We start from the raw sequence: 18797 nt of genomic DNA, 5'->3' as shown, positions 1-18797 counted from the left end.
GTCAGGCCATCCGTTTCAGTTTGGGGTCGAGCGCGTCACGCAGCCCGTCGCCGAGCAGGTTGATCGCAAGCACCGAGATCAGGATGGACAGGCCGGGCATCGTGACGATCCACCATGCGCTGTCGATGTAATCGCGCGCCGACGCGAGCATTGCGCCCCACTCCGCCAACGGCGGCTGCACGCCGAGGCCGAGGAAGCCGAGCGCGGCGGCATCGAGAATCGCCGACGAAAAGCCAAGGGTTGCCTGCACGATCAGCGGCGCGGTGCAGTTCGGCAGCACCTGCGAGAACATCAGCCGCAACGTGCTCGCACCCGCGACGCGTGAAGCGGTCACATACTCCTTCTGCAACTCGCCCTGGGCGGACGCGCGCGTCAGACGCACATAGCCCGGCAGCGCGACGATCGCGATCGCGAGCATCGTGTTGACGAGACCCGGACCGATGATCGCGACCACCGCGACCGCAAGCAGCAGCGACGGCAGCGCGAGCAGCACGTCCATGATGCGCATGATCGGCGTGTCGGCCCATTTCTCGAAGAACGCGGCGACGAGGCCGAGCACGACGCCCGGAATCAGCGCGAGGACCACCGAGACGAAGCCGATCCAGAACGACAGCCGCGCGCCGTACATCAGACGCGAAAGGATGTCGCGGCCCGCTTCGTCGGTGCCGAGAATGAACTTCCAGTTGCCGCCGTCGAGCCACGCCGGCGGGATCTTCACGGAGTCGCGGTATTGCTCGATCGGGCTGTGCGGCGCGATCAGCGGCGCGAAGATCGCGATGAAGACCAGCACCAGCACGATGATGCCCGCGCCGACCGCACCGCGGTTGCGCGAGAAGTTCGCCCAGAATTCGCGTGCCGCGATGCCGCGGCCGCTCGGCGGGGTAACCGCTTGGGGGACGGTGTTTTGAATGTCAGCCATCGTGATTTACCTCGTATGGCGAATGCGCGGGTTGAGCACGCCGTACATCAGATCGACGACGAGGTTCACGACGATCACCAGCGTGGCGATCAACAGGATACCGCCCTGCACGACCGGATAATCGCGCCGGCCGATCGCGTCGATCAGCCACTTGCCGATGCCCGGCCATGAAAACAGCGTTTCGGTCAGCACCGCGCCCGCAAGCAGTGTGCCGACCTGCAGGCCGATCACGGTGACGACCGGAATCAGCGCATTGCGCAGCGCATGCACGACGATCACGCGTCCCGGCGACAGCCCCTTCGCGCGCGCGGTGCGGATGTAGTCCTCGCGCAGCACTTCGAGCATCGACGAGCGCGTCATGCGCGCGACGACCGCGAGCGGAATCGTGCCGAGCACGATCGCGGGCAGGATCAGGTGGCTGAGTGCGGATTTGAACGCGCCTTCGTCGGTGGACATCAGCGAGTCGATCAGCATGAAGCCGGTCACGTGCGGAATGTCGTATTCGACCGCGATGCGGCCCGACACCGGCGTCAAGCCGAGCTTGACCGAGAACACCATGATGAGGATCAAGCCCCACCAGAAGATCGGCATCGAGTAGCCGGTCAGGGCGGTGCCCATCACGCCGTGATCGACCACCGTGCCGCGCCTCAGCGCCGCGAACACGCCCGCCGGCAGGCCGACGATCAGCGCGAACAGCATCGCGCAGAACGACAGTTCGACGGTGGCGGGAAAGCGCGCGAGGAATTCGCCCATCACGCTCGTGTTGGTGATGATCGAAGTGCCGAGGTTGCCGTGCACGGCACGGACGATGTAGTGGAAGTACTGCATTGGCAAGGGCTCGTCGAGCCCGAGGCGGTGCATCGCGGCCGCATGCATGGCCGGATCGACGCCGCGCTCGCCCATCATCACTTCGATGGGGTCGCCCGGGATCAGGTGAATCAGCGCGAACGCGAGGATCGTGATGCCGATGAACGTCGGTATCACCATGCCGATGCGGCGCAAAACGAAGCGGAACATGGTTCGCTCCCATGGTACTGGTGATGAAAAAACGCAACCGGCGACGAGGGCTCGTGACCCCGGTCGCCGGACCATTTCGACCAGTTTTCTAACCGTGCGAAAAGTGTACTGTGTTGCGGCGTACTGTATTGCGGCCTACTGCGCGAACTTTACGATTACTTGACGCTGACGCCGTCGAAGCGCGCGTAGCCGAGCGGTTCGATGCGCATGTCGACCACCTTCTTGCTGACCGGCTGATAGACGGTCGAGTGCGCGATCGGCGAGAACGGCAGTTGCTGCGCGAAAATATATTGCGCTTCGCCGTAGATCTTCGTGCGCGTCGCCACGTCCGAAGTCGTGCGGCCCTTCTGGATCAGATCGTCGAACGGCTTGTAGCACCACTTCGAGAAGTTGTTGCCGTTGATCGCCTCGCAGCCGAGCAGGGTGCCGAGCCAGTTGTCCGGATCGCCGTTGTCGCCGGTCCAGCCGATCAGCATCGTGTCGTCTTCGCCCGCGTGCGCGCGCTTGATGTACTCACCCCATTCGTACGTGACGATCTTCGCCTTCACGCCGATCTTCGCCCAGTCCGCCTGGATCATTTCCGCCATCAGACGCGCGTTCGGGTTGTACGCGCGCTGCACCGGCATCGCCCACAGCGTGAGGTCGAAGCCGTTCGGGTAGCCCGCCTTCGCGAGCAGATCTTTCGCCTTGGCCGGATCGTACGAGGCGGCCGGCAGGTTCTTGACGTACGACCATTGCGTCGGCGGCATCGGGTTCGTGGCCAACTGGCCCGCGCCCTGGTAGACCGACTCGATGATCGCCTTCTTGTTGATCGCCATGTCGAGCGCCTGACGTACTTCGAGCTTGTCGACCGGCTTGTGCGTCACGTTGTACGCGAGATAGCCGAGGTTGAAGCCCGGTTGCGACGGCATGTCGATGTTCGGCTCGGCCTTCAGCGGCGCGATGTCGGCCGGGCGCGGATAGCTCATCACCTGGCATTCGTCGCGCTTGATCTTCTGCACGCGCACGCCGGCATCCGGCGTGATCGAGAAGATCAGCTTCGAGATCTTCACCGCGCCCGGCTTCCAGTAGTCGGGATTGCCGTCGAAGCGGATCGTCGCGTCCTTCGTGTAGCTGCGGAAGATGAACGGACCAGTGCCGACCGGGTACTGATTGATGTCGGCGGCCTTGCCTGCCTTGAGCAGCTGATCCGCATATTCAGCCGACAGGATCGACGCGTATTCCATCGCCAGATTCTGGATGAACGGCGCGTTGACTTCCTTCAGCGTGAACTTGACCGTGTACGGGTCGACTTTCTCGACGCTCGTGATCAGCTTGTCGAGGCCCATGTCGGTGAAGTACGGGAACTGCACCGGATACGCCTTGCGGAACGGCTGGTTCGGGTCGAGCATGCGCTGGAACGAGAAGACCACGTCGTCCGCGTTGAATTCGCGCGTCGGCTTGAAGAACGAGGTGGTCTGGAACTTCACGCCATGACGCAGATGGAACGTGTAGGTCTTGCCATCGGGCGACACGTCCCACTTCTCCGCGAGGCCGGGCTCGACCTTGGTGCCGCCGCGTTCGAACTCGACGAGGCGGTTATAGACGGTGAACGTGTTGGCCGTGAAGTCGACGCCCGTCGTGTATTGGGCCGGATCGAAACCCGCGGGACTGCCTTCCGAGCAGTAAACGAGGGTTTTGTTCGGGATCCCAGCGGCCTGCGCGCTCGTGACGCCAAGCAGGGATGCCGCTGCGGCAGCGACGAGCGTGGACCTACGCGCGACGCGCAACAGATTGTTTTGCTTCATGTTTCCTCCAGGTTCAGGGCCGGCTTGCGCCGGCGTAGCGGGATATTACTTGAGCTTGGGCCGGCTACCAAGCGGAGCAAAATCCCTCTGTTGACGACAGGAAACACTTCGTGCAAACGTTTGACCACGGTTTTGTCACGGGCCGGGCGGGCCCATTCGAGCCGCCCGGCGACGAATACGGCGCAAAAAAGCGCGCCGCGCCCGCTTATTTCACCCCAACCCCCAGGAATTGCGTCGGCCCGAACGGATCGATCTTGAAGCCCGTCACGTTCTTGCTGATCGGCTGATAGACGGTCGAATGCGCGATCGGCGTGAACGGCACCTGGTCCTTGAAGATCTCCTGCGCCTGCGTATAGGCCTTGGTGCGATCGGCCATGTTGGTGGTGCTGCGGCCCTGCTTGATCAGATCGTCGTAAGGCTTGTAGCACCACTTCGAGAAGTTGCTGCCGTTGACCGCGTCGCAGCCGAGCAACACGCCGAGCCAGTTGTCAGGGTCGCCGTAGTCACCCGTCCAGCCGATCAGCATCGCCTGATGCTCGCCGGCGTGCGCGCGGCGAATGTACTCGCCCCATTCGTACGTGACGATATTCACCTTGACGCCGATCTTCGCCCAGTCCGCCTGCAGCATTTCGGCCATCAGGCGTGCATTCGGGTTATACGGGCGCTGTACCGGCATCGCCCACAGCGTCAGCTCGAAGCCGTCGGGGTAGCCCGCCTGCTTCAGCAGCGCTTTCGCTTTGTCGACGTCATAGGGCGCGTCCTTCAGGTTCTTGTCGTAACCCCATTGCGTCGGCGGCATCGGGTTCGTCGCGGCCTGGCCCGCGCCCTGGTAGACCGCCTCGATGATCGCCTTCTTGTTGACCGACATGTCGAGCGCGCGGCGCACGAGCACGTTGTCGAGCGGCTTTTTGGTCGTGTTGTACGCGATATAGCCGAGGTTGAAGCCCACTTCGCTTGGCATCGCGAGCGACGCATCGGCCTTCACGGTGGGGATGTCGGCCGGGCGCGGATAGGACATCACCTGGCATTCGCCGCGCTTCAACTTTTGCAGGCGCACGGCCGGATCGACCGTGATCGCGAAGATCAGCTTGCCGAGCTTCGCGACGCCCGGCTTCCAGTAGTCGGGATTGCCGTCGAAGCGGATCGTGTCGTCCTTCGTATAGCTGCGGAAGATGAACGGACCGGTGCCGACCGGGTACTGGTTGATGTCGGACGCCTTGCCCGCCTTCAGCAGCTGATCGGTGTATTCAGCCGACAGGATCGACGCGAACGGCATCGCGATCTGCTGCAGGAACGGCGCGTCGACTTCCTTCAGCGTGAAGCGCACCGTGTACGGATCGACCTTCTCGATTTTGGCGATGTTCTTCGCGAGACCGAGGTCGTTGAAATACGGGAAATTGACCGGATACGCCTTGCGGAACGGGTTCTCGGGATCGAGCATGCGTTCGTAGGTGAACACGACGTCGTCCGCGTTGAATTCGCGGGTCGGCTTGAAGTACGACGTGGTCTGGAATTTGACGCCGTGGCGCAGATGGAACGTATAGGTGAGGCCGTCGGGCGACACGTCCCACTTTTCGGCGAGTCCTGGCTCGATGTCCGTGCTGCCGTGCGCAAATTCGACGAGCCGGTTATAGACCGTGTACGAGCCGGCGCTGAATTCGACGCTGGTCGTGTATTGCGCGGTATCGAAACCCGCCGGGCTGCCTTCGGAGCAGAACACCAGCGTCTTGTCGGGCAGCGTGGCCGCCTGCGACGCGGCGGGCGCGAGGCCGCTCGTGGCGACCGCGAGCGCGGCGAGCGCCGGCAGGCAGAACTGGTGAAGCGCGAACAGCCGGTGTGCCGCAGTCTTTCTTGTCACTGTCATATCGTCCTCCGCACAGCAGCCGGGTTGGCTGCGTTTCGATGATAGACAGCCCAAAAATGCGCTTCAACAGGGACTTACCACGCTATCCAGGACGAGTTCGAGACACATTCCAGACTGGAAGAAGCCGCGCGGCCGTCACGGCCGCGCGGCTTGGCGGGCGTGCCGGTTACACGGCGAGCCGTTCGCAGATCGCCTTGGTCGACGCGGCCGCGTTCAGCGTATAGAAGTGCAGACCCGGCACTTTCGCGTCGAGGAGCCGTTGACACAGAGCCGTCACCACGTCGAGCCCGAACGCGCGGATCGACTCGCGGTCGTCGCCGAAGCTCTCTAGCCGGCGCGCGATCCAGCGCGGCACTTCGGCGCCGCACATTTCGGAGAAGCGCATCAGCTGCGAGAAGTTCGTGATCGGCATGATGCCGGGCACGATCGGCACGTCGACGCCGAGCTGGCGTGCATCGTCGACGAAACGGAAGTACGCGTCCGCGTTGAAGAAGTACTGCGTGATCGCCGAGTTCGCGCCGGCTTTCACCTTGTGCGCGAAGTTTTCGAGATCGTGACGCGGCGAGCGCGACTGCGGATGGTATTCCGGATAACCCGCCACCTCGATCCAGAACCAGTCGCCGAACTCGGCACGGATGAAGCTGACGAGCTCCGACGCATAGCGCAGCTCGCCGACCGCGCCCATGCCCGAGGGCAGATCGCCGCGCAGCGCGACGATATGGCGGATGCCGTACGCGCGGTACTCGTTGAGGATCGCGCGCAGGCTGTCCTTCGACGAGCCGATGCACGACAGATGCGGCGCCGCCTCGAGCCCTTCCTTCGCCATGTCGACGACGGTATCGAGCGTGCCTTGCTGGGTCGAGCCGCCGGCGCCGAACGTGACGGACACGAACTTCGGTTTGAGCGACACGAGTTCCGCGCGCGTCGCGCGCAGTTTGTCGATGCCTTCCTGCGTTTTCGGCGGGAAGAATTCGAATGAGAGTTCGATCGGATTCATAGTCAAAAAGGTCAACCGAGACTGCGGTTGCCGAAAATGAGCGCGGACAGTAGCCACGACACGATGCTGTACAGGATCGAGCCGAAGAACGCCGACCAGAAGCCCGACACCTCGAAGCCCTTCAGCAGCGACGCGCACAGCCAGAAGCACAGCGCATTGACGACCAGAATGAAGAGTCCGAGCGTGAGGATCGTGACGGGCAGCGTCAGCAGGATCAGCAGCGGCCGCAGCAGCGTATTGATGAGGCCGAGCACGATCGCGACGATCAGCGCGGTACCGAAGCTACGGATATGGATCGACGGAACGATGTAGGTGATGATCAGCAGCGCGAGCGCGTTGATGAGCCAGGTCAGCAGCACGGTCATGTAGAACTCCTTGTAAGCACCTGTGCGGAGAAGATGTCCAGCAAACGAAAAGCCGCGCTGGCGAACAAAGCGGCGCATTGCGCGCCGCCCCGAGATCGGACCGTCAAGCTTTTACCGCCGCCCGCGTGGCCGGGCGCGCGAACGCGCGCATCGAGCCGCGGACGGCCGCGTGCTTAATAGCGGTAGTGGTTCGGCTTGAACGGACCGCTCTTGTCGACGCCGATGTAGCCGGCCTGCGCGTCGGACAGCACGGTCAGGTTCGCGCCGATGCGCGCCAGATGCAGACGCGCGACCTTCTCGTCGAGATGCTTCGGCAGCACGTACACCTTGTTTTCGTACTTCGCGCCCTGCGTGAACAGTTCGATCTGCGCGAGCGTCTGGTTCGTGAACGAGTTCGACATCACGAACGACGGGTGGCCCGTCGCGCAGCCGAGGTTCACGAGGCGGCCTTCGGCCAGCAGGATCACGCGCTTGCCGTCCGGGAAAATGATGTGGTCGACTTGCGGCTTGATGTTTTCCCACTGGTACTGACGGGTCGACGCGACGTCGATTTCCGAGTCGAAGTGGCCGATGTTGCAGACGATCGCGTTATGACGCATCGCCTTCATGTGATCGTGGTTGATCACGTGGTAGTTGCCGGTCGCGGTCACGAAGATGTCGGCCTTGTCGGCCGCGTACTCCATCGTCACGACGCGGTAGCCTTCCATCGCCGCTTGCAGCGCGCAGATCGGATCGATTTCGGTGACCCACACGGTCGCGCCCAGACCGCGCAGCGATTGCGCGCAGCCCTTGCCCACGTCGCCGTAACCGGCCACGACCGCGATCTTGCCCGCGATCATCACGTCGGTCGCGCGCTTGATGCCGTCGACGAGCGACTCGCGGCAGCCATACAGGTTGTCGAACTTCGACTTCGTGACCGAGTCGTTGACATTGATGGCCGGGAACGGCAGGCGGCCTTCCTTTTCCATCTGGTACAGACGGTGCACGCCGGTGGTGGTTTCTTCGGTGACGCCCTTGATCGCCGCGAGGCGCTTCGAGTACCACGTCGGGTCGATCTCGAGGTGCGCGGCGATCGACTTGTACAGCGCGACTTCTTCTTCGTTGGTCGGTCTGGCGATCACCGAGCGGTCTTTTTCGGCCTTCGAACCGAGGATCAGCAGCAGCGTCGCGTCGCCGCCGTCGTCGAGGATCATGTTGGCGAACTCGCCGTTCGGCCATTCGAAAATGCGGTGCGAGAACTCCCAGTATTCATCGAGCGATTCGCCCTTGAACGCGAACACCGGCGTGCCGGCCTGCGCGATTGCAGCGGCGGCATGGTCCTGAGTCGAGAAGATGTTGCACGAGGCCCAGCGTACGTCCGCGCCGAGCGCGGTCAGCGTCTCGATCAGCACGCCGGTCTGGATCGTCATGTGCAGCGAGCCGGCGACGCGCGCGCCCTTCAGCGGCTGCTGCGCCTTGTACTCTTCACGGGTCTGCATGAGGCCGGGCATTTCGGTTTCGGCGATCGTGAGTTCCTTGCGGCCCCAAGCGGCGAGCGACATGTCGGCGACAACGTAATCCTGCTTCTGGGAATCGATGACTGCGGCGTTCATCACGCCCTCCTTTCTAAGAAAATGACTAGAAATGTGACGTGAGCGCGGTTTGAGGCAGCATTCGGATTCGCGCGATGCGCATTCCATGCTGCCAATTGAAGCCTTCGAGCCTGGCGGGCGGCCGGCGAATGCGGATTCGCGGTACCCGTCGCAACGCTCCTCGAAGACGAACGGCGATTGTAGCAAATCGAGATGACTTCGGCGCGCGCCGGATGGCGTGGCGCGCGCCACTTCAGATCGGCAGCAGCCCCAGCATCGGCGCGAGCAGCACCATGGCGACGCCGGCGATCATCATCGTCAGGCTGGACACTACGCCCTCCTCGCTGCCGAGCTCGCGTGCCTTCGCGGTGCCGACGCCGTGCGCGGCCGCACCGAACAGCGCGCCGCGCGCGAGCCGCGTGCGCAGCGGCACGAACGCGAGCACGATTTCGCCGAACAGCATGCCGCAGACGCCGGTCGCGATCACGAACAGCGCGGTCAGGTCCTTCGGCGCGTGAATCCTGTCGGACACCGCGAGCGCGAATGGCGTCGACACCGAACGCGTCATCAGGCTGCGCTGCAAGTCCGGCGACAGGTGCAGCAGCTTCGCGAGCATCAGCGAGCCGCCGACGCCGACCAGAATGCCCACCGTCACGCCGACGGACAGCGAGATCCAGTGGCGCTTCAACAGTGCGCGGTACTCGTAGATCGGCACGGCGAACGCGACCGTCGCGGGGCCGAGCAGCCACATCAGCCAGCGCGTGTCCTCGAAGTAAAGCGAATACGGAATGTGCGCGAGTACGACGATCGCGACGAGCGCGGCCGGCACCGTCAGCATCGGCGTGAGCCACGGCGAGCGCACGCGCGCATACAGCGCCTTCGACGCGAAGTACAGCGCGATCGTCAGCACGAGGCAGCCGGCCGCGATCAGGCGCGAGGCGTCGTCGGCCAACAGCGAAGCGAACGGGAGCGGGTTCATCGGCGCTCGCGCGACAGACTGCCTGCCTTACGCGCAACCAGCACGCGGCGCAGCGCGAAACGCCGTTCGACGCGCGCGGCCTGATCGACAGCGAACGCCACCGCGACCATCACCATCAGGGTGCCGGCGATCACCACCAGCGCGAGGCGCCAGCCGTCCGCGCGGAACAGGCCGCCGTATTGCACGGCGGCGACCGCCGCCGGAATGAAGAACAGCAGCATGTCGGACAGCAGCCAGTCCGCGCCCGCCTTGACCCAGCGCGGCGCGATACCGCCACAGAACAGCAGCGCGAGCAGCACGACGAGGCCGACCACGCCGCCCGGCACCGGCAGATGCAGCCGCCGCACGATGAAATCGGCGCCGATCCACAGCGCCGCGATCGCGGCGCTTTGCGCGGCGATGCGTGCGACACGGCCGAAGCCACCCGCGTCCCCACTTGAGCCGCCACCGGCGGGACGCACGGAACGGGCGAAAACTGGCGCGGACATGACATCCCCTGGCTGGCGTGGAAGGCACTCAGTATGGGCCTCGCCGCGCCATAAACAAAATGACTTACAATCATCGAAATCATTCCAAACTGGAATTCTGGAGACCACGCTCATGGAACTCCGCGCGCTGCGCTATTTCGTCGAAGTGGTCCGTCAGCAAAGCTTCACCGTCGCCGCTGAGCAGATGTTCGTCACGCAGCCGACCATCAGCAAGATGGTCAAGTCGCTGGAAGACGAAATCGGCTCGCCGCTGCTGCTGCGCGACGGCCGCCAGATGGTTCTCACCGACGTGGGCCGGATCGTCTATCAGCGCGGCCAGGACGTGCTCGCCGCGCACGCGCAACTGCAGGCCGAGCTGAACGATCTCGACACGCTCGGGCGCGGTGAACTGGCAATCGGCATTCCGCCGATGGGCGGTGCGCTCTTCACACCCGCAATCGCCGCGTTCCGCCAGCGCTATCCGAAGATCGAGCTGAAGCTGTTCGAGCAGGGCTCGCGCGCGATCGAAGCCGCGCTGATCAACGGTGAACTGGAACTGGGCGGTGTGCTGCAGCCGGTCGACCCCGACAACATCGACGTGCTGCCGATGTCGCACGAGCTGTTGTGGCTCGTCGCGCGCGCCGGCTCGCGCTGGGATGCGTTGAACGAGGTGCCGCTCGCCCAACTCGCCGATGAGCCGTTCGTGTTTTACGGCGAAAGCCTCGCGCTGAATGACGTCGTGCTGAACGCGTGCCGCGCGGCGGGATTTGCGCCCGCGATCGTCGGGCGCAGCGGGCATTGGGACTTCATGGCGGCGCTGGTACTGGCCGGCGTCGGCATCGCGCTGCTGCCCGCGCCCTATTGCCGGCGGCTCAACCCCGCGCAGTTCACCTGCCGCCCGGTCGTCGAACCGGAGATCCCGTGGGAGATGGCGATCGGCTGGCGCCGCAACGGCTATCTGTCGCACGCGGCGCGCGCGTGGCTCGACGTCGCGCGCGAAACGCTGCCGACACACGTCAGCGACGATTTCATATTCGGACCGGGGATCGGCTTTAACGGAATCACAGCGCCGCAAGGAGCTCTGCCACCCTCAGGCGAGTGACGGGCGGCGGCCGGCCGCCGGCCGCCGGCCGCGTTACGCCGCTCGCGTTTGCCGACCTCCTTGCAAACGGCGATCAAACCGCCTGCGCCGGCATGTCACGCGGGTTCGGGGGCGTCACCGTCGCCGACCTCCCCGCTCCGTCTCGCCGGCTCGTCGCGATCAACTCCGCCGCCCGTTCGCCGATCATCACCGTCGGCGAATTGGTGTTGCCGCCGATCAGGGTCGGCATGACCGACGCATCGACGATCCTCAACCCCGTCACGCCGCGCACGCGCAATTGCGGATCGACGACCGAGCGCGCGTCGCCGCCCATCCGGCAGGTCGCGACCGGGTGATAGATCGTGTCCGCGCGCTCGGCGATCGTCTGGCGCAGCTCCGCATCCGATTGCCCCGGCCGCGTGTACAACTCCTCGCCGCCGTGCAGCGCGAGCGACGGCGCGCCGAGAATGCGCCGCGCCATCTTCGCGCCCTCGACGAGCAGATCGAGATCGCGCGCATCGCTTAGAAAGCGCGGATCGATCAGCGGCGCGACACGCGCATCCGCGCTTGCGAGCGTCACGGTGCCGCGGCTATGCGGACGCAGCACGCATACATGCAGCGAATAGCCGTGGCCCCAGTGCATATGGCGGTTGTGATCGTCGACGATCGCCGCGCAGAAATGCAGTTGCAGATCGGGCCGCGCGAGCGTCGGCCGGCTCTTCAGAAAACCGCCCGCCTCGGCGACGTTGCTCGACAGCATGCCGCGCCCGTGTCGCATGAAGGTCACGAATTGCGGCAGCATCCGTGCGATGCCGCGCACCGAGAAGCCGGTGGGCTCGATCGACCTCACGCGCTTGTTGATCGTGAAATCGATGTGATCGATCAGGTTCTGGCCGACCTCGGGCGCATCGTGAAGCACGTCGATGCCGAGCGAGCGCAGATGCGCGGCCGGCCCGATGCCCGAACACATCAACAGTTGCGGCGAGTTGAACGCCCCAGCGGCGAGCACGACCTCGGCGCGCGCCGCGAGCGTTTCGGCGCGGCCGCCGCGCACGATTTCGACGCCGCTCGCGCGCTTGCCGTCGAACACGACGCGCAGCACGGTCGCGTCGGCCATCGTGTGCAGGTTCGCGCGCGGCCGGTCGTAGATGTACGCGCGCGCGACGCTGCAACGGCGCCCGTCACGTTGCGTGACCTGATAGAAGCCGATGCCTTCCTGGTCCGCGCCGTTGAAGTCGTCGTTCGCTTTGTAGCCCGCTTCGAGCGCGGCCTGCACGAAGCGCCTGGAAAACGGATTCCTGAAGCGCAGATCGGACACGGTCAGCGGACCGGCCTCGCCATGCCACGCATCGGCGCCGCGCTCGTTGTGTTCGGCGCGGCGGAAATACGGCAGCACCTCGGCCCACGACCAGCCGTCGCAGCCGAGCCGCGCCCACTCGTCGTAATCGAGCGGATGGCCGCGCGTGTAGATCATCGCGTTGATCGCGCTCGATCCGCCGAAACCGCGTCCGCGCGGCTGATAGCCCTGGCGACCGGCGAGCCCCGGCTGCGGCGTGGTCAGGTAGCCGTAGTTGGTCTTCAGTCTATTCGGCACCACGGCCGCGACGCCGACCGGCATGTTCACCAACAGATTGCGCCCGGTATGCGGACCGGCCTCGATCAGCGCGATGGTCGCGTCGGGACAGCTATCCGCGAGACGGCTCGCGAGCGTGCAGCCGCCCGAGCCCGCACCGACGACGATGTAGTCGTATTGCATGCGCTCCTCCTGATGGGCCGCGTTGCTCGCGGACCCTGTCTCGTGCACACTTGTCTACGTGTGTTTTCTGCGCATTGTAGGGAGCGTATTGGGGCTGCGGCGGCTCCCTGACAGAACGATTCCTCTAAACGCCGGCGGCAACGCGCCCCTATGATGAAAGGCGCGTACGGCCCGCGCGCGGCTTCCAAACATGGCGCGACGCGCGCCCTCCTTCCGGCATGCGGCATCACGCGCGGCGCTCGAACAGATGCGACAAAGCGCATCGGGGATGCCGTCGGCGAAGCGGCGCACAATAGCGAAAGCACGGAGACAGCAGATGGAACGGCACGGCTTCGGCCAGACTCACGAGGTGACGAATCAGGCACCGCCGCTCGCGGACTACAACCTGTTCGCGAGCGACGCCGCTTTGAGCGCGGCCGTCGATCGCGACGGCGCGAGCTGGCATCGCGAGGCGCTGCTGCGACACGGCGCGACGCTGACGACGCCCGACACGCTCGCGCTCGCGGAGCTCGCCAACCGCCATACGCCGGAGCTGGTCACGCATAGTCCGCGCGGCGAGCGCATCGACGCGCTCGAGTTCCATCCCGCGTGGCATGAACTGCTCGCGCTGCTGCGCCGCGAAGGGCTACACGCGCTTCCGTTCGCCGAGCCGCGAAGCGGCGCGATGGCTGCGCGCTGCGCCGGCTACTTCATGCATGCGCAGATCGAATCCGGCTCGCTGTGCCCACTGACGATGACATTCGCGAGCATTCCGGTGTTGCAGCGCGAATCCACGTTGTTCGATACGCTGCGCGACCAGTTGTACACACGCGAGCACGATCCGCGCGACGTGCCGCTCACGCAAAAGCGCTCGGCGATGATCGGCATGGGCATGACCGAGAAACAGGGCGGCTCCGACGTGCGCAGCAACCGCACGCGCGCCCATGCGTTCGACGGTGCCGGCGGACGCGGCGGCGCCTACCGGCTCGTCGGTCATAAATGGTTCTTCTCGGCGCCGCAGTGCGACGCGCATCTGGTGCTCGCGCGCACCGACACGCACGAGGGGCTGTCGTGCTTTTTCGTGCCGCGCTTCGTGCCGGACGGCAGCAAGAACGCGGTGCAGATCCAGCGTCTGAAGGACAAGCTCGGCAATCGCTCCAACGCAAGCAGCGAAGTCGAATTTCTCGACGCGTACGGTGTGATGATCGGCGACGAAGGACGCGGCGTGCCGACCATCATCGAAATGGCGAGCTACACGCGGCTCGACTGCGTGATCGGCAGCGCCGCGCTGATGCGTGCCGCGCTCGTGCAGGCGGTCCATCATGCGCGGCATCGCAGCGCGTTCGGCCGGCACCTTGCCGAGCAGCCGCTGATGCGCAACGTGCTCGCCGATCTCGCGCTCGAATCCGAAGCGGCTACGGTGCTGTTCATGCGTCTCGCGCGCGCGTTCGAGGAATCCGCCGACGCGTCGTCGGCTTCCTCGGCCGAACGCGCCTGGCGGCGCATCGTTACGCCTGCCGCGAAGTACTGGGTCTGCAAGCGCGCGCTCGAATTCACCGGCGAGGCGATGGAAGTCTGGGGCGGCAACGGCTACGTCGAAACCGGGCCGATGGCGCGCTTCTATCGCGAGGCGCCGGTCAACTCGATCTGGGAAGGCTCGGGCAACGTGATGTGCCTCGACGTGCTGCGCGCGATGGAGCGCGAGCCGCAGGCCGCGCAAGCGCTGTTCGCCGCCTGGCAGGACGTCGCGCGCGCGCATCCGGCGTTGGGCGCGGCGCTCGCGCGTCTCGCCGCGACACTGAACGGACCGGCCGAACCGCGCGAGGCGTCGGCTCGACGTATCGCGCAGCAGATCGTGCTGATCGCGCAGGCGACGCTGCTCGCGCAGCACGCGCCCGCCGGGGTCGCCGACGCGTTCATCGCGACACGTCTCGCCGACGGCTGCGGCGAAAGCGGCCGCGTGTACGGCACGCTGCCGGCCACGTTCGATCACGCGGCGATCGTCGAGCGCGCCTTTCCCGCGTAAACGCGGCGGGCGCGCAAACCCCGAGCGCACCGCTCGCAACTCCGACTCAACCTCAAACCAATATAAGTGCGCTCGACGCGCACGGTCATCCGTCTGGGAGTGGACTCACATGAAGAACGATGTGCCGGAGGTCGCCGCGCTCCAAGCACTGTTGCGCGATCAACGTCATGCGTATCTGCGCGCGCCGTATCCGTCGTGGGACACGCGCGCGACGCATCTGCGTGCGCTGCGCAAGCTGATGCTCGACAATCGCGACGCGCTTGCCGACGCGATGCACGCGGACTTCGGCAATCGCGCGAAGGAAGAGGTGCTGCTCGCCGAATTCCTGCTCGTGAAGGAAGAGATCGACGCCGCGCTGCGTCACGGCAAGCGCTGGATGAAAGCGCAGCGCCGCCGCACCAACAAGTGGCTGCTGCCGGCGCGCGCGAAGGTGGTGCCGCAGCCGCTCGGCGTGGTCGGCATCATCGTGCCGTGGAATTATCCGGTGCTGCTCGCGGTCGGCCCGTTGATCAGCGCGCTGACGGCGGGCAATCGCGCGATCATCAAGATGTCCGAACTGACGCCGCGCACCTCGGCGCTATTCGAGCTGCTGATCGGTCATACGTTCGCGCGCACTCACGTCGCGGTCGTCAACGGCGATGCGGCGCTCGCGGCCGCGTTCAGCGCGCTGCCGTTCGACCATCTGCTGTTCACCGGCTCGACGAAGGTCGGTCACGAAGTGATGCGCGCGGCGGCCGAGCATCTGACGCCGGTCACGCTCGAACTCGGCGGCAAGTCGCCGGCGCTGATCGGCGCGCATGCGCGTTTCGACAACGCGGTCGACAATCTGATCGCCGGCAAGACGCTGAACGCGGGGCAGACCTGTGTGGCGCCCGACTACGTGCTGGTGCCGCGCGGCAAGGAGCAGGCGTTCATCGAACGGGCGCGCGTGCGGATGGCGAGGATGTATCCGGACTTCGCGCAGAACCCGGATTACACGTCGATCATTTCTTCGCGGCACTTCGAGCGGCTCGAACGTCTCGCCGACGAAGCGCGGGCTGCGGGCGCGCAATTGCATGCGCTGACCAACGCGACGCCCGATGCCGGGAACCGGCGCTTTCCTCTGATCGCCGTGACTGGCGCGCCGGACGAATGCGCGCTGATGCAGGAGGAGATTTTCGGGCCGCTGTTGCCGCTCGTGCCGTACGACACGCTCGACGACGCGATCGCGTGGATCAATGCGCGGCCGCGGCCGCTGGCGCTTTATCTCTATGCCGACGATGCGCGGACGGTTGAACGTGTCACGCATGAAACGATCGCCGGCGGCATGGCGGTTAACGAGACGCTGATGCATCTGGCATGTGAGAGTTTGCCGTTCGGCGGGGTCGGGGCGAGTGGGATGGGGGCGTACCACGGGTACGAGGGGTTCGTTACTTTTTCCAAGATGAAGCCCGTGCTCATGCAGGCGCGCTTGAATGCGCGCGGGTTGATTTCGCCACCGTACGGGAGGCGCGTGAACGCGGTGTTGAAGTTGATGATGAGGTTTTGATTTTGCCCCTGGGCGGGGGGAGGCCTTTTTTGTCGTTGTTCTTTACGGTGTTGGCCTTTCCTTGTTGTCTTATCGGTCTATTAGCGTTGCCCCTGTGCGGGGCGGCACCTACTTTCTTTGCTGCTGCAAAGAAAGTAGGCAAAGAAGACAGCTAAAACCGCAAACTCTTAAGCGGGTCCCTCGGGCTGCATGAGGTAGTGGTGCATCTGGAATCCGTGCTCCCGCACATTCCGCGCCAGTGACAAGGCAGTCATTCTTCCGGCGGCGCTACGCGCGCCGAAACCCCGCTCAAAAACCACCGGTTGTTTCGGCGCATCGCCGAGGCGCAGCCGGGGGCCCCCGCTGCGCGGGCAAAACCATTGGTTTCCCTGGCAGACCCGTCCGCGACGCACGTAGTGCGGAGTGGGAGGGATGACGGCTTTGTCACGAAGGGCGGAATGTGCGGGGGCCCGGATTCCAGATGCACCCCTACCCCCTCCAAGCCAGGGGACCCGCTTATGAGCTAGCGGTTTTAGCTGTCTTCTTTGCCTACTTTCTTTGCAGCAGCAAAGAAAGTAGGTGCCGCCCCGCACAGGGGCAACGCCAATAGACCGATAAGACAACAAGGAAAGGCCAACACCGCAAAGAACAACGACAAAAAAGCGCCCGCCCTGCAGAAGGGCAAACACACCCCTTCAGTGATCCGCAGTACTAGCGCCGCCAGGCACATCAGTAGCAACAACATCAACCACATCCGGCGCGCCAGCGCCATTGCCCGTCTCAGCATCAACCCCACTCTCGAGCCGATGCAACCAGGCCAGCAACTCGGCGACAGCCTGATAAAGCTGCGGTGGAATCCGCGCATCCAGATCGACTTGCATCAGCAGCGACACCATCTCGGGCGCCTCATGCACATACAGCCCTGCCTCCTTCGCGCGCTGCACGATCATCTCAGCGAGCAGCCCATACCCCTTGGCGACCAGACGCGGGGCGGGCTCGCCGCCATGAGCGTCATAAACAAGCGCAGCCGCGCTGCGACGATGGGTGCGGCTCATCAGATATCCCAATCGAGGTCGTCGCGCGATGCGGCGCCCGACGCCGACGCCGTCGACGTGGCCACAGCCGCCGACGCCGACCGTGCATACGCGCTCGCGGCCTGCGCACCCGCCGCCGAGGTGCCCGCCGCGGTAGTACCAGGCACACCGCCGCCGATCTCGCGAATCGTCAATCCCTGCAACTCGAGCCCCGCCGCCGCGAGCCGCTGACGGAAACCGTCCCCCTGCATCGCGAGCCGCGCGGCGCCCCGCGGGCTCGCCTGCACGCGCGCGGTCAGCCGCGTGCCGGTCAGCGTCAGTTCGGCATCGACGGTGCCGAGCGTCGGCAGCGACAGCGTCAGGCGCGTGCGCCACGGCTGGTCCTCCTCGCTCGCGAGGCCGCCGCCGCTGCGGTCCCATTCGTCGCCATCCTGCTCGATCGTCCAGTCCAGACGCGCGCCGGGCCACGCCTCGCCGGTCCAGCGGAACTGTCCGGTCGCAAGCAGATCGAGCTGCTGGCGCACGAGCGGCACCGTCGCCGGATGCACCGCCGCCGCCATCGCCTGCGCGCTCTGCGACGAGCCGGCATCGGCCGCCTGAGACACCGCGCTGTGCAGCCCCGCGTGTGTGGACTGACCATTCAGGTCGGACACCGAGCTGGCCAGCAGCTCGCCCGCGACGAGTCGCGCGGCCTGCGCGGTCAGGATCGACGGCATCGCGTGCATGGCAGGGTTGTTCTCGGCAACGTTCGCCGTGCCGCGTGGCGTTGCCTCGGGGGCTCCGTTCGCCGCAGCGGTCCGCGCGCTCGCGTCGCCAGCGTCGGCGCTCCAGTCGGGAGGCAATTGAGAATCTGCGACGAGCTGGTTCTGCGCCTCGTTCGCCAGTTGGGCCGGCGAACGCTGGCCGACCAGCCACGCCGCGAGATGCGCCTCGTAGAACAGGCCGCTGTCGGCGAGCGTCTGTTGCAGCGCGGCAGCGAGCGCCGCGACCGGCACTTCGGTCGCCGCCACGCTCGCGGTGGCGGTCGCGGTTGCGCTGGCGGCAGCGTTGGGATTGGTATTGGTGTTGGCAGCAGCGGCGGAATCGCCGGCAGCGATATTGACTGTCGCGGCGCCCGCCGCATCGGTCAGCGGCAAGCTTTCGACGGCGACGTCGAGCGCCGGCGCGGTCGCCCAGATCGGCGCGCGGCCGAGCACCGCCGGTGTGGCCTCGCCGCCTGAGTGCGCAATCGCATTCAGCGTCAGCGCGACGGCCGACAGCGCGGTTTGCGCGGACGGCTGGGGCGCGGGCGTCACGTTCGCAGGCGCCGCGGGAACCGCGGTATCGACGCCGGCCGCGCCGGTCTGCGAGGTGGTCGCGGTTCCCGGCGCGATGCTGAGCAGGCTGTCGATCCGGCTCGACAGCACCGAAGCGAGGGCCGAATCGATTCCGTTCATGCCGATTCCTTG

At 65.5% G+C, this 18797-nt stretch carries 15 protein-coding genes and 1 riboswitch; of the genes, 3 read left to right on the top strand and 12 right to left on the bottom strand.

Annotated features, from left to right (window positions below; translation table 11 throughout):
* Position 1: 1 nt before the first annotated feature.
* The 9 genes from OKW30_RS19425 to OKW30_RS19385 all read right to left on the bottom strand — a co-directional run bounded on the left by OKW30_RS19425 (position 2) and on the right by OKW30_RS19385 (position 9987).
* Positions 2-919, bottom strand: a complete 918-nt coding sequence (locus tag OKW30_RS19425; RefSeq protein ID WP_429294098.1) for an ABC transporter permease subunit — start codon at positions 917-919, stop codon at positions 2-4.
* A gap of 6 nt (positions 920-925) precedes the next feature.
* A complete protein-coding gene (locus OKW30_RS19420; RefSeq protein ID WP_184073570.1) occupies positions 926-1936 on the bottom strand; it encodes an ABC transporter permease subunit in 1011 nt (336 codons plus the stop codon).
* 155 nt (positions 1937-2091) lie between these two features.
* Positions 2092-3723: an ABC transporter substrate-binding protein gene (locus OKW30_RS19415; RefSeq protein WP_184073572.1), complete on the bottom strand. Its 1632-nt coding sequence runs from the start codon at positions 3721-3723 to the stop codon at positions 2092-2094.
* 205 nt (positions 3724-3928) lie between these two features.
* Positions 3929-5587, bottom strand: a complete 1659-nt coding sequence (locus OKW30_RS19410; protein ID WP_260336672.1) for an ABC transporter substrate-binding protein — start codon at positions 5585-5587, stop codon at positions 3929-3931.
* 166 nt (positions 5588-5753) lie between these two features.
* Positions 5754-6584, bottom strand: a complete 831-nt coding sequence (gene metF, locus OKW30_RS19405; protein WP_184073600.1) for a methylenetetrahydrofolate reductase [NAD(P)H] — start codon at positions 6582-6584, stop codon at positions 5754-5756.
* 11 nt (positions 6585-6595) lie between these two features.
* A complete protein-coding gene (locus tag OKW30_RS19400; protein WP_090805530.1) occupies positions 6596-6949 on the bottom strand; it encodes a phage holin family protein in 354 nt (117 codons plus the stop codon).
* A 173-nt stretch (positions 6950-7122) separates the two neighbouring features.
* On the bottom strand, positions 7123-8541 hold the full coding sequence (gene ahcY, locus OKW30_RS19395) for an adenosylhomocysteinase (protein WP_184073574.1): 1419 nt from the start codon (positions 8539-8541) through the stop codon (positions 7123-7125).
* 33 nt (positions 8542-8574) lie between these two features.
* A riboswitch (S-adenosyl-L-homocysteine riboswitch) is annotated at positions 8575-8709 on the bottom strand.
* A gap of 64 nt (positions 8710-8773) precedes the next feature.
* On the bottom strand, positions 8774-9499 hold the full coding sequence (locus tag OKW30_RS19390) for an LrgB family protein (protein WP_429347396.1): 726 nt from the start codon (positions 9497-9499) through the stop codon (positions 8774-8776).
* A complete protein-coding gene (locus OKW30_RS19385) occupies positions 9496-9987 on the bottom strand; it encodes a CidA/LrgA family protein (RefSeq protein ID WP_429347395.1) in 492 nt (163 codons plus the stop codon). The genes OKW30_RS19390 and OKW30_RS19385 overlap by 4 nt, the downstream gene beginning before the upstream one ends.
* 112 nt (positions 9988-10099) lie before the next feature.
* On the opposite strand from OKW30_RS19385, the gene OKW30_RS19380 reads away from it, so the two are divergent.
* Entirely contained in the window at positions 10100-11068 is a 969-nt protein-coding gene (locus OKW30_RS19380; RefSeq protein ID WP_429347394.1) for a LysR substrate-binding domain-containing protein, read from the top strand.
* A gap of 73 nt (positions 11069-11141) precedes the next feature.
* Here the strand turns inward: OKW30_RS19380 and OKW30_RS19375 are convergent, their stop codons facing one another.
* Positions 11142-12803 (bottom strand): GMC family oxidoreductase, encoded by a 1662-nt coding sequence (locus OKW30_RS19375; protein WP_429347393.1) that lies wholly within the window; start codon positions 12801-12803, stop codon positions 11142-11144.
* 316 nt (positions 12804-13119) lie between these two features.
* Between OKW30_RS19375 and OKW30_RS19370 the strand changes: the two genes are divergently transcribed.
* Together OKW30_RS19370 and OKW30_RS19365 are read left to right on the top strand one after the other, a co-directional pair.
* A complete protein-coding gene (locus tag OKW30_RS19370; RefSeq protein WP_429347392.1) occupies positions 13120-14808 on the top strand; it encodes an isovaleryl-CoA dehydrogenase in 1689 nt (562 codons plus the stop codon).
* A 109-nt stretch (positions 14809-14917) separates the two neighbouring features.
* A complete protein-coding gene (locus tag OKW30_RS19365) occupies positions 14918-16336 on the top strand; it encodes a coniferyl aldehyde dehydrogenase (RefSeq protein WP_429347391.1) in 1419 nt (472 codons plus the stop codon).
* Between the two features lie 674 nt (positions 16337-17010).
* Here the strand turns inward: OKW30_RS19365 and OKW30_RS19360 are convergent.
* Complete coding sequence (locus OKW30_RS19360; protein WP_184074497.1) at positions 17011-17370, bottom strand: EscU/YscU/HrcU family type III secretion system export apparatus switch protein; 360 nt, start codon at positions 17368-17370, stop codon at positions 17011-17013.
* Positions 17370-18785 carry a flagellar hook-length control protein FliK gene (locus tag OKW30_RS19355; protein ID WP_429347390.1) on the bottom strand — a complete coding sequence of 472 codons (1416 nt, stop codon included), beginning with the start codon at positions 18783-18785 and terminating at the stop codon, positions 17370-17372. Before OKW30_RS19355 ends, OKW30_RS19360 begins: the two co-directional genes overlap by 1 nt.
* Between the last annotated feature and the right edge of the window lie 12 nt (positions 18786-18797).

Origin of the sequence: Paraburkholderia sp. Clong3 (assembly GCF_050436485.1) — a bacterium.
In the GTDB taxonomy this organism is placed as follows: domain Bacteria; phylum Pseudomonadota; class Gammaproteobacteria; order Burkholderiales; family Burkholderiaceae; genus Paraburkholderia; species Paraburkholderia tuberum.
This window is presented reverse-complemented; position numbering and strand designations above follow the sequence as displayed.

Coding starts and splice junctions, on each gene's coding strand:
- OKW30_RS19365 (WP_429347391.1), top strand. CDS start 14,918: ATGAAGAACGATGTGCCGGAGGTCGCCGCGCTCCAAGCACTGTTGCGC.
- OKW30_RS19420 (WP_184073570.1), bottom strand. CDS start 1,936: ATGTTCCGCTTCGTTTTGCGCCGCATCGGCATGGTGATACCGACGTTC.
- OKW30_RS19385 (WP_429347395.1), bottom strand. CDS start 9,987: ATGTCCGCGCCAGTTTTCGCCCGTTCCGTGCGTCCCGCCGGTGGCGGC.
- OKW30_RS19375 (WP_429347393.1), bottom strand. CDS start 12,803: ATGCAATACGACTACATCGTCGTCGGTGCGGGCTCGGGCGGCTGCACG.
- OKW30_RS19415 (WP_184073572.1), bottom strand. CDS start 3,723: ATGAAGCAAAACAATCTGTTGCGCGTCGCGCGTAGGTCCACGCTCGTC.
- OKW30_RS19380 (WP_429347394.1), top strand. CDS start 10,100: ATGGAACTCCGCGCGCTGCGCTATTTCGTCGAAGTGGTCCGTCAGCAA.
- OKW30_RS19425 (WP_429294098.1), bottom strand. CDS start 919: ATGGCTGACATTCAAAACACCGTCCCCCAAGCGGTTACCCCGCCGAGC.
- ahcY (WP_184073574.1), bottom strand. CDS start 8,541: ATGAACGCCGCAGTCATCGATTCCCAGAAGCAGGATTACGTTGTCGCC.
- OKW30_RS19400 (WP_090805530.1), bottom strand. CDS start 6,949: ATGACCGTGCTGCTGACCTGGCTCATCAACGCGCTCGCGCTGCTGATC.
- OKW30_RS19355 (WP_429347390.1), bottom strand. CDS start 18,785: ATGAACGGAATCGATTCGGCCCTCGCTTCGGTGCTGTCGAGCCGGATC.
- OKW30_RS19390 (WP_429347396.1), bottom strand. CDS start 9,499: ATGAACCCGCTCCCGTTCGCTTCGCTGTTGGCCGACGACGCCTCGCGC.
- OKW30_RS19360 (WP_184074497.1), bottom strand. CDS start 17,370: ATGAGCCGCACCCATCGTCGCAGCGCGGCTGCGCTTGTTTATGACGCT.
- OKW30_RS19370 (WP_429347392.1), top strand. CDS start 13,120: ATGGAACGGCACGGCTTCGGCCAGACTCACGAGGTGACGAATCAGGCA.
- metF (WP_184073600.1), bottom strand. CDS start 6,584: ATGAATCCGATCGAACTCTCATTCGAATTCTTCCCGCCGAAAACGCAG.
- OKW30_RS19410 (WP_260336672.1), bottom strand. CDS start 5,587: ATGACAGTGACAAGAAAGACTGCGGCACACCGGCTGTTCGCGCTTCAC.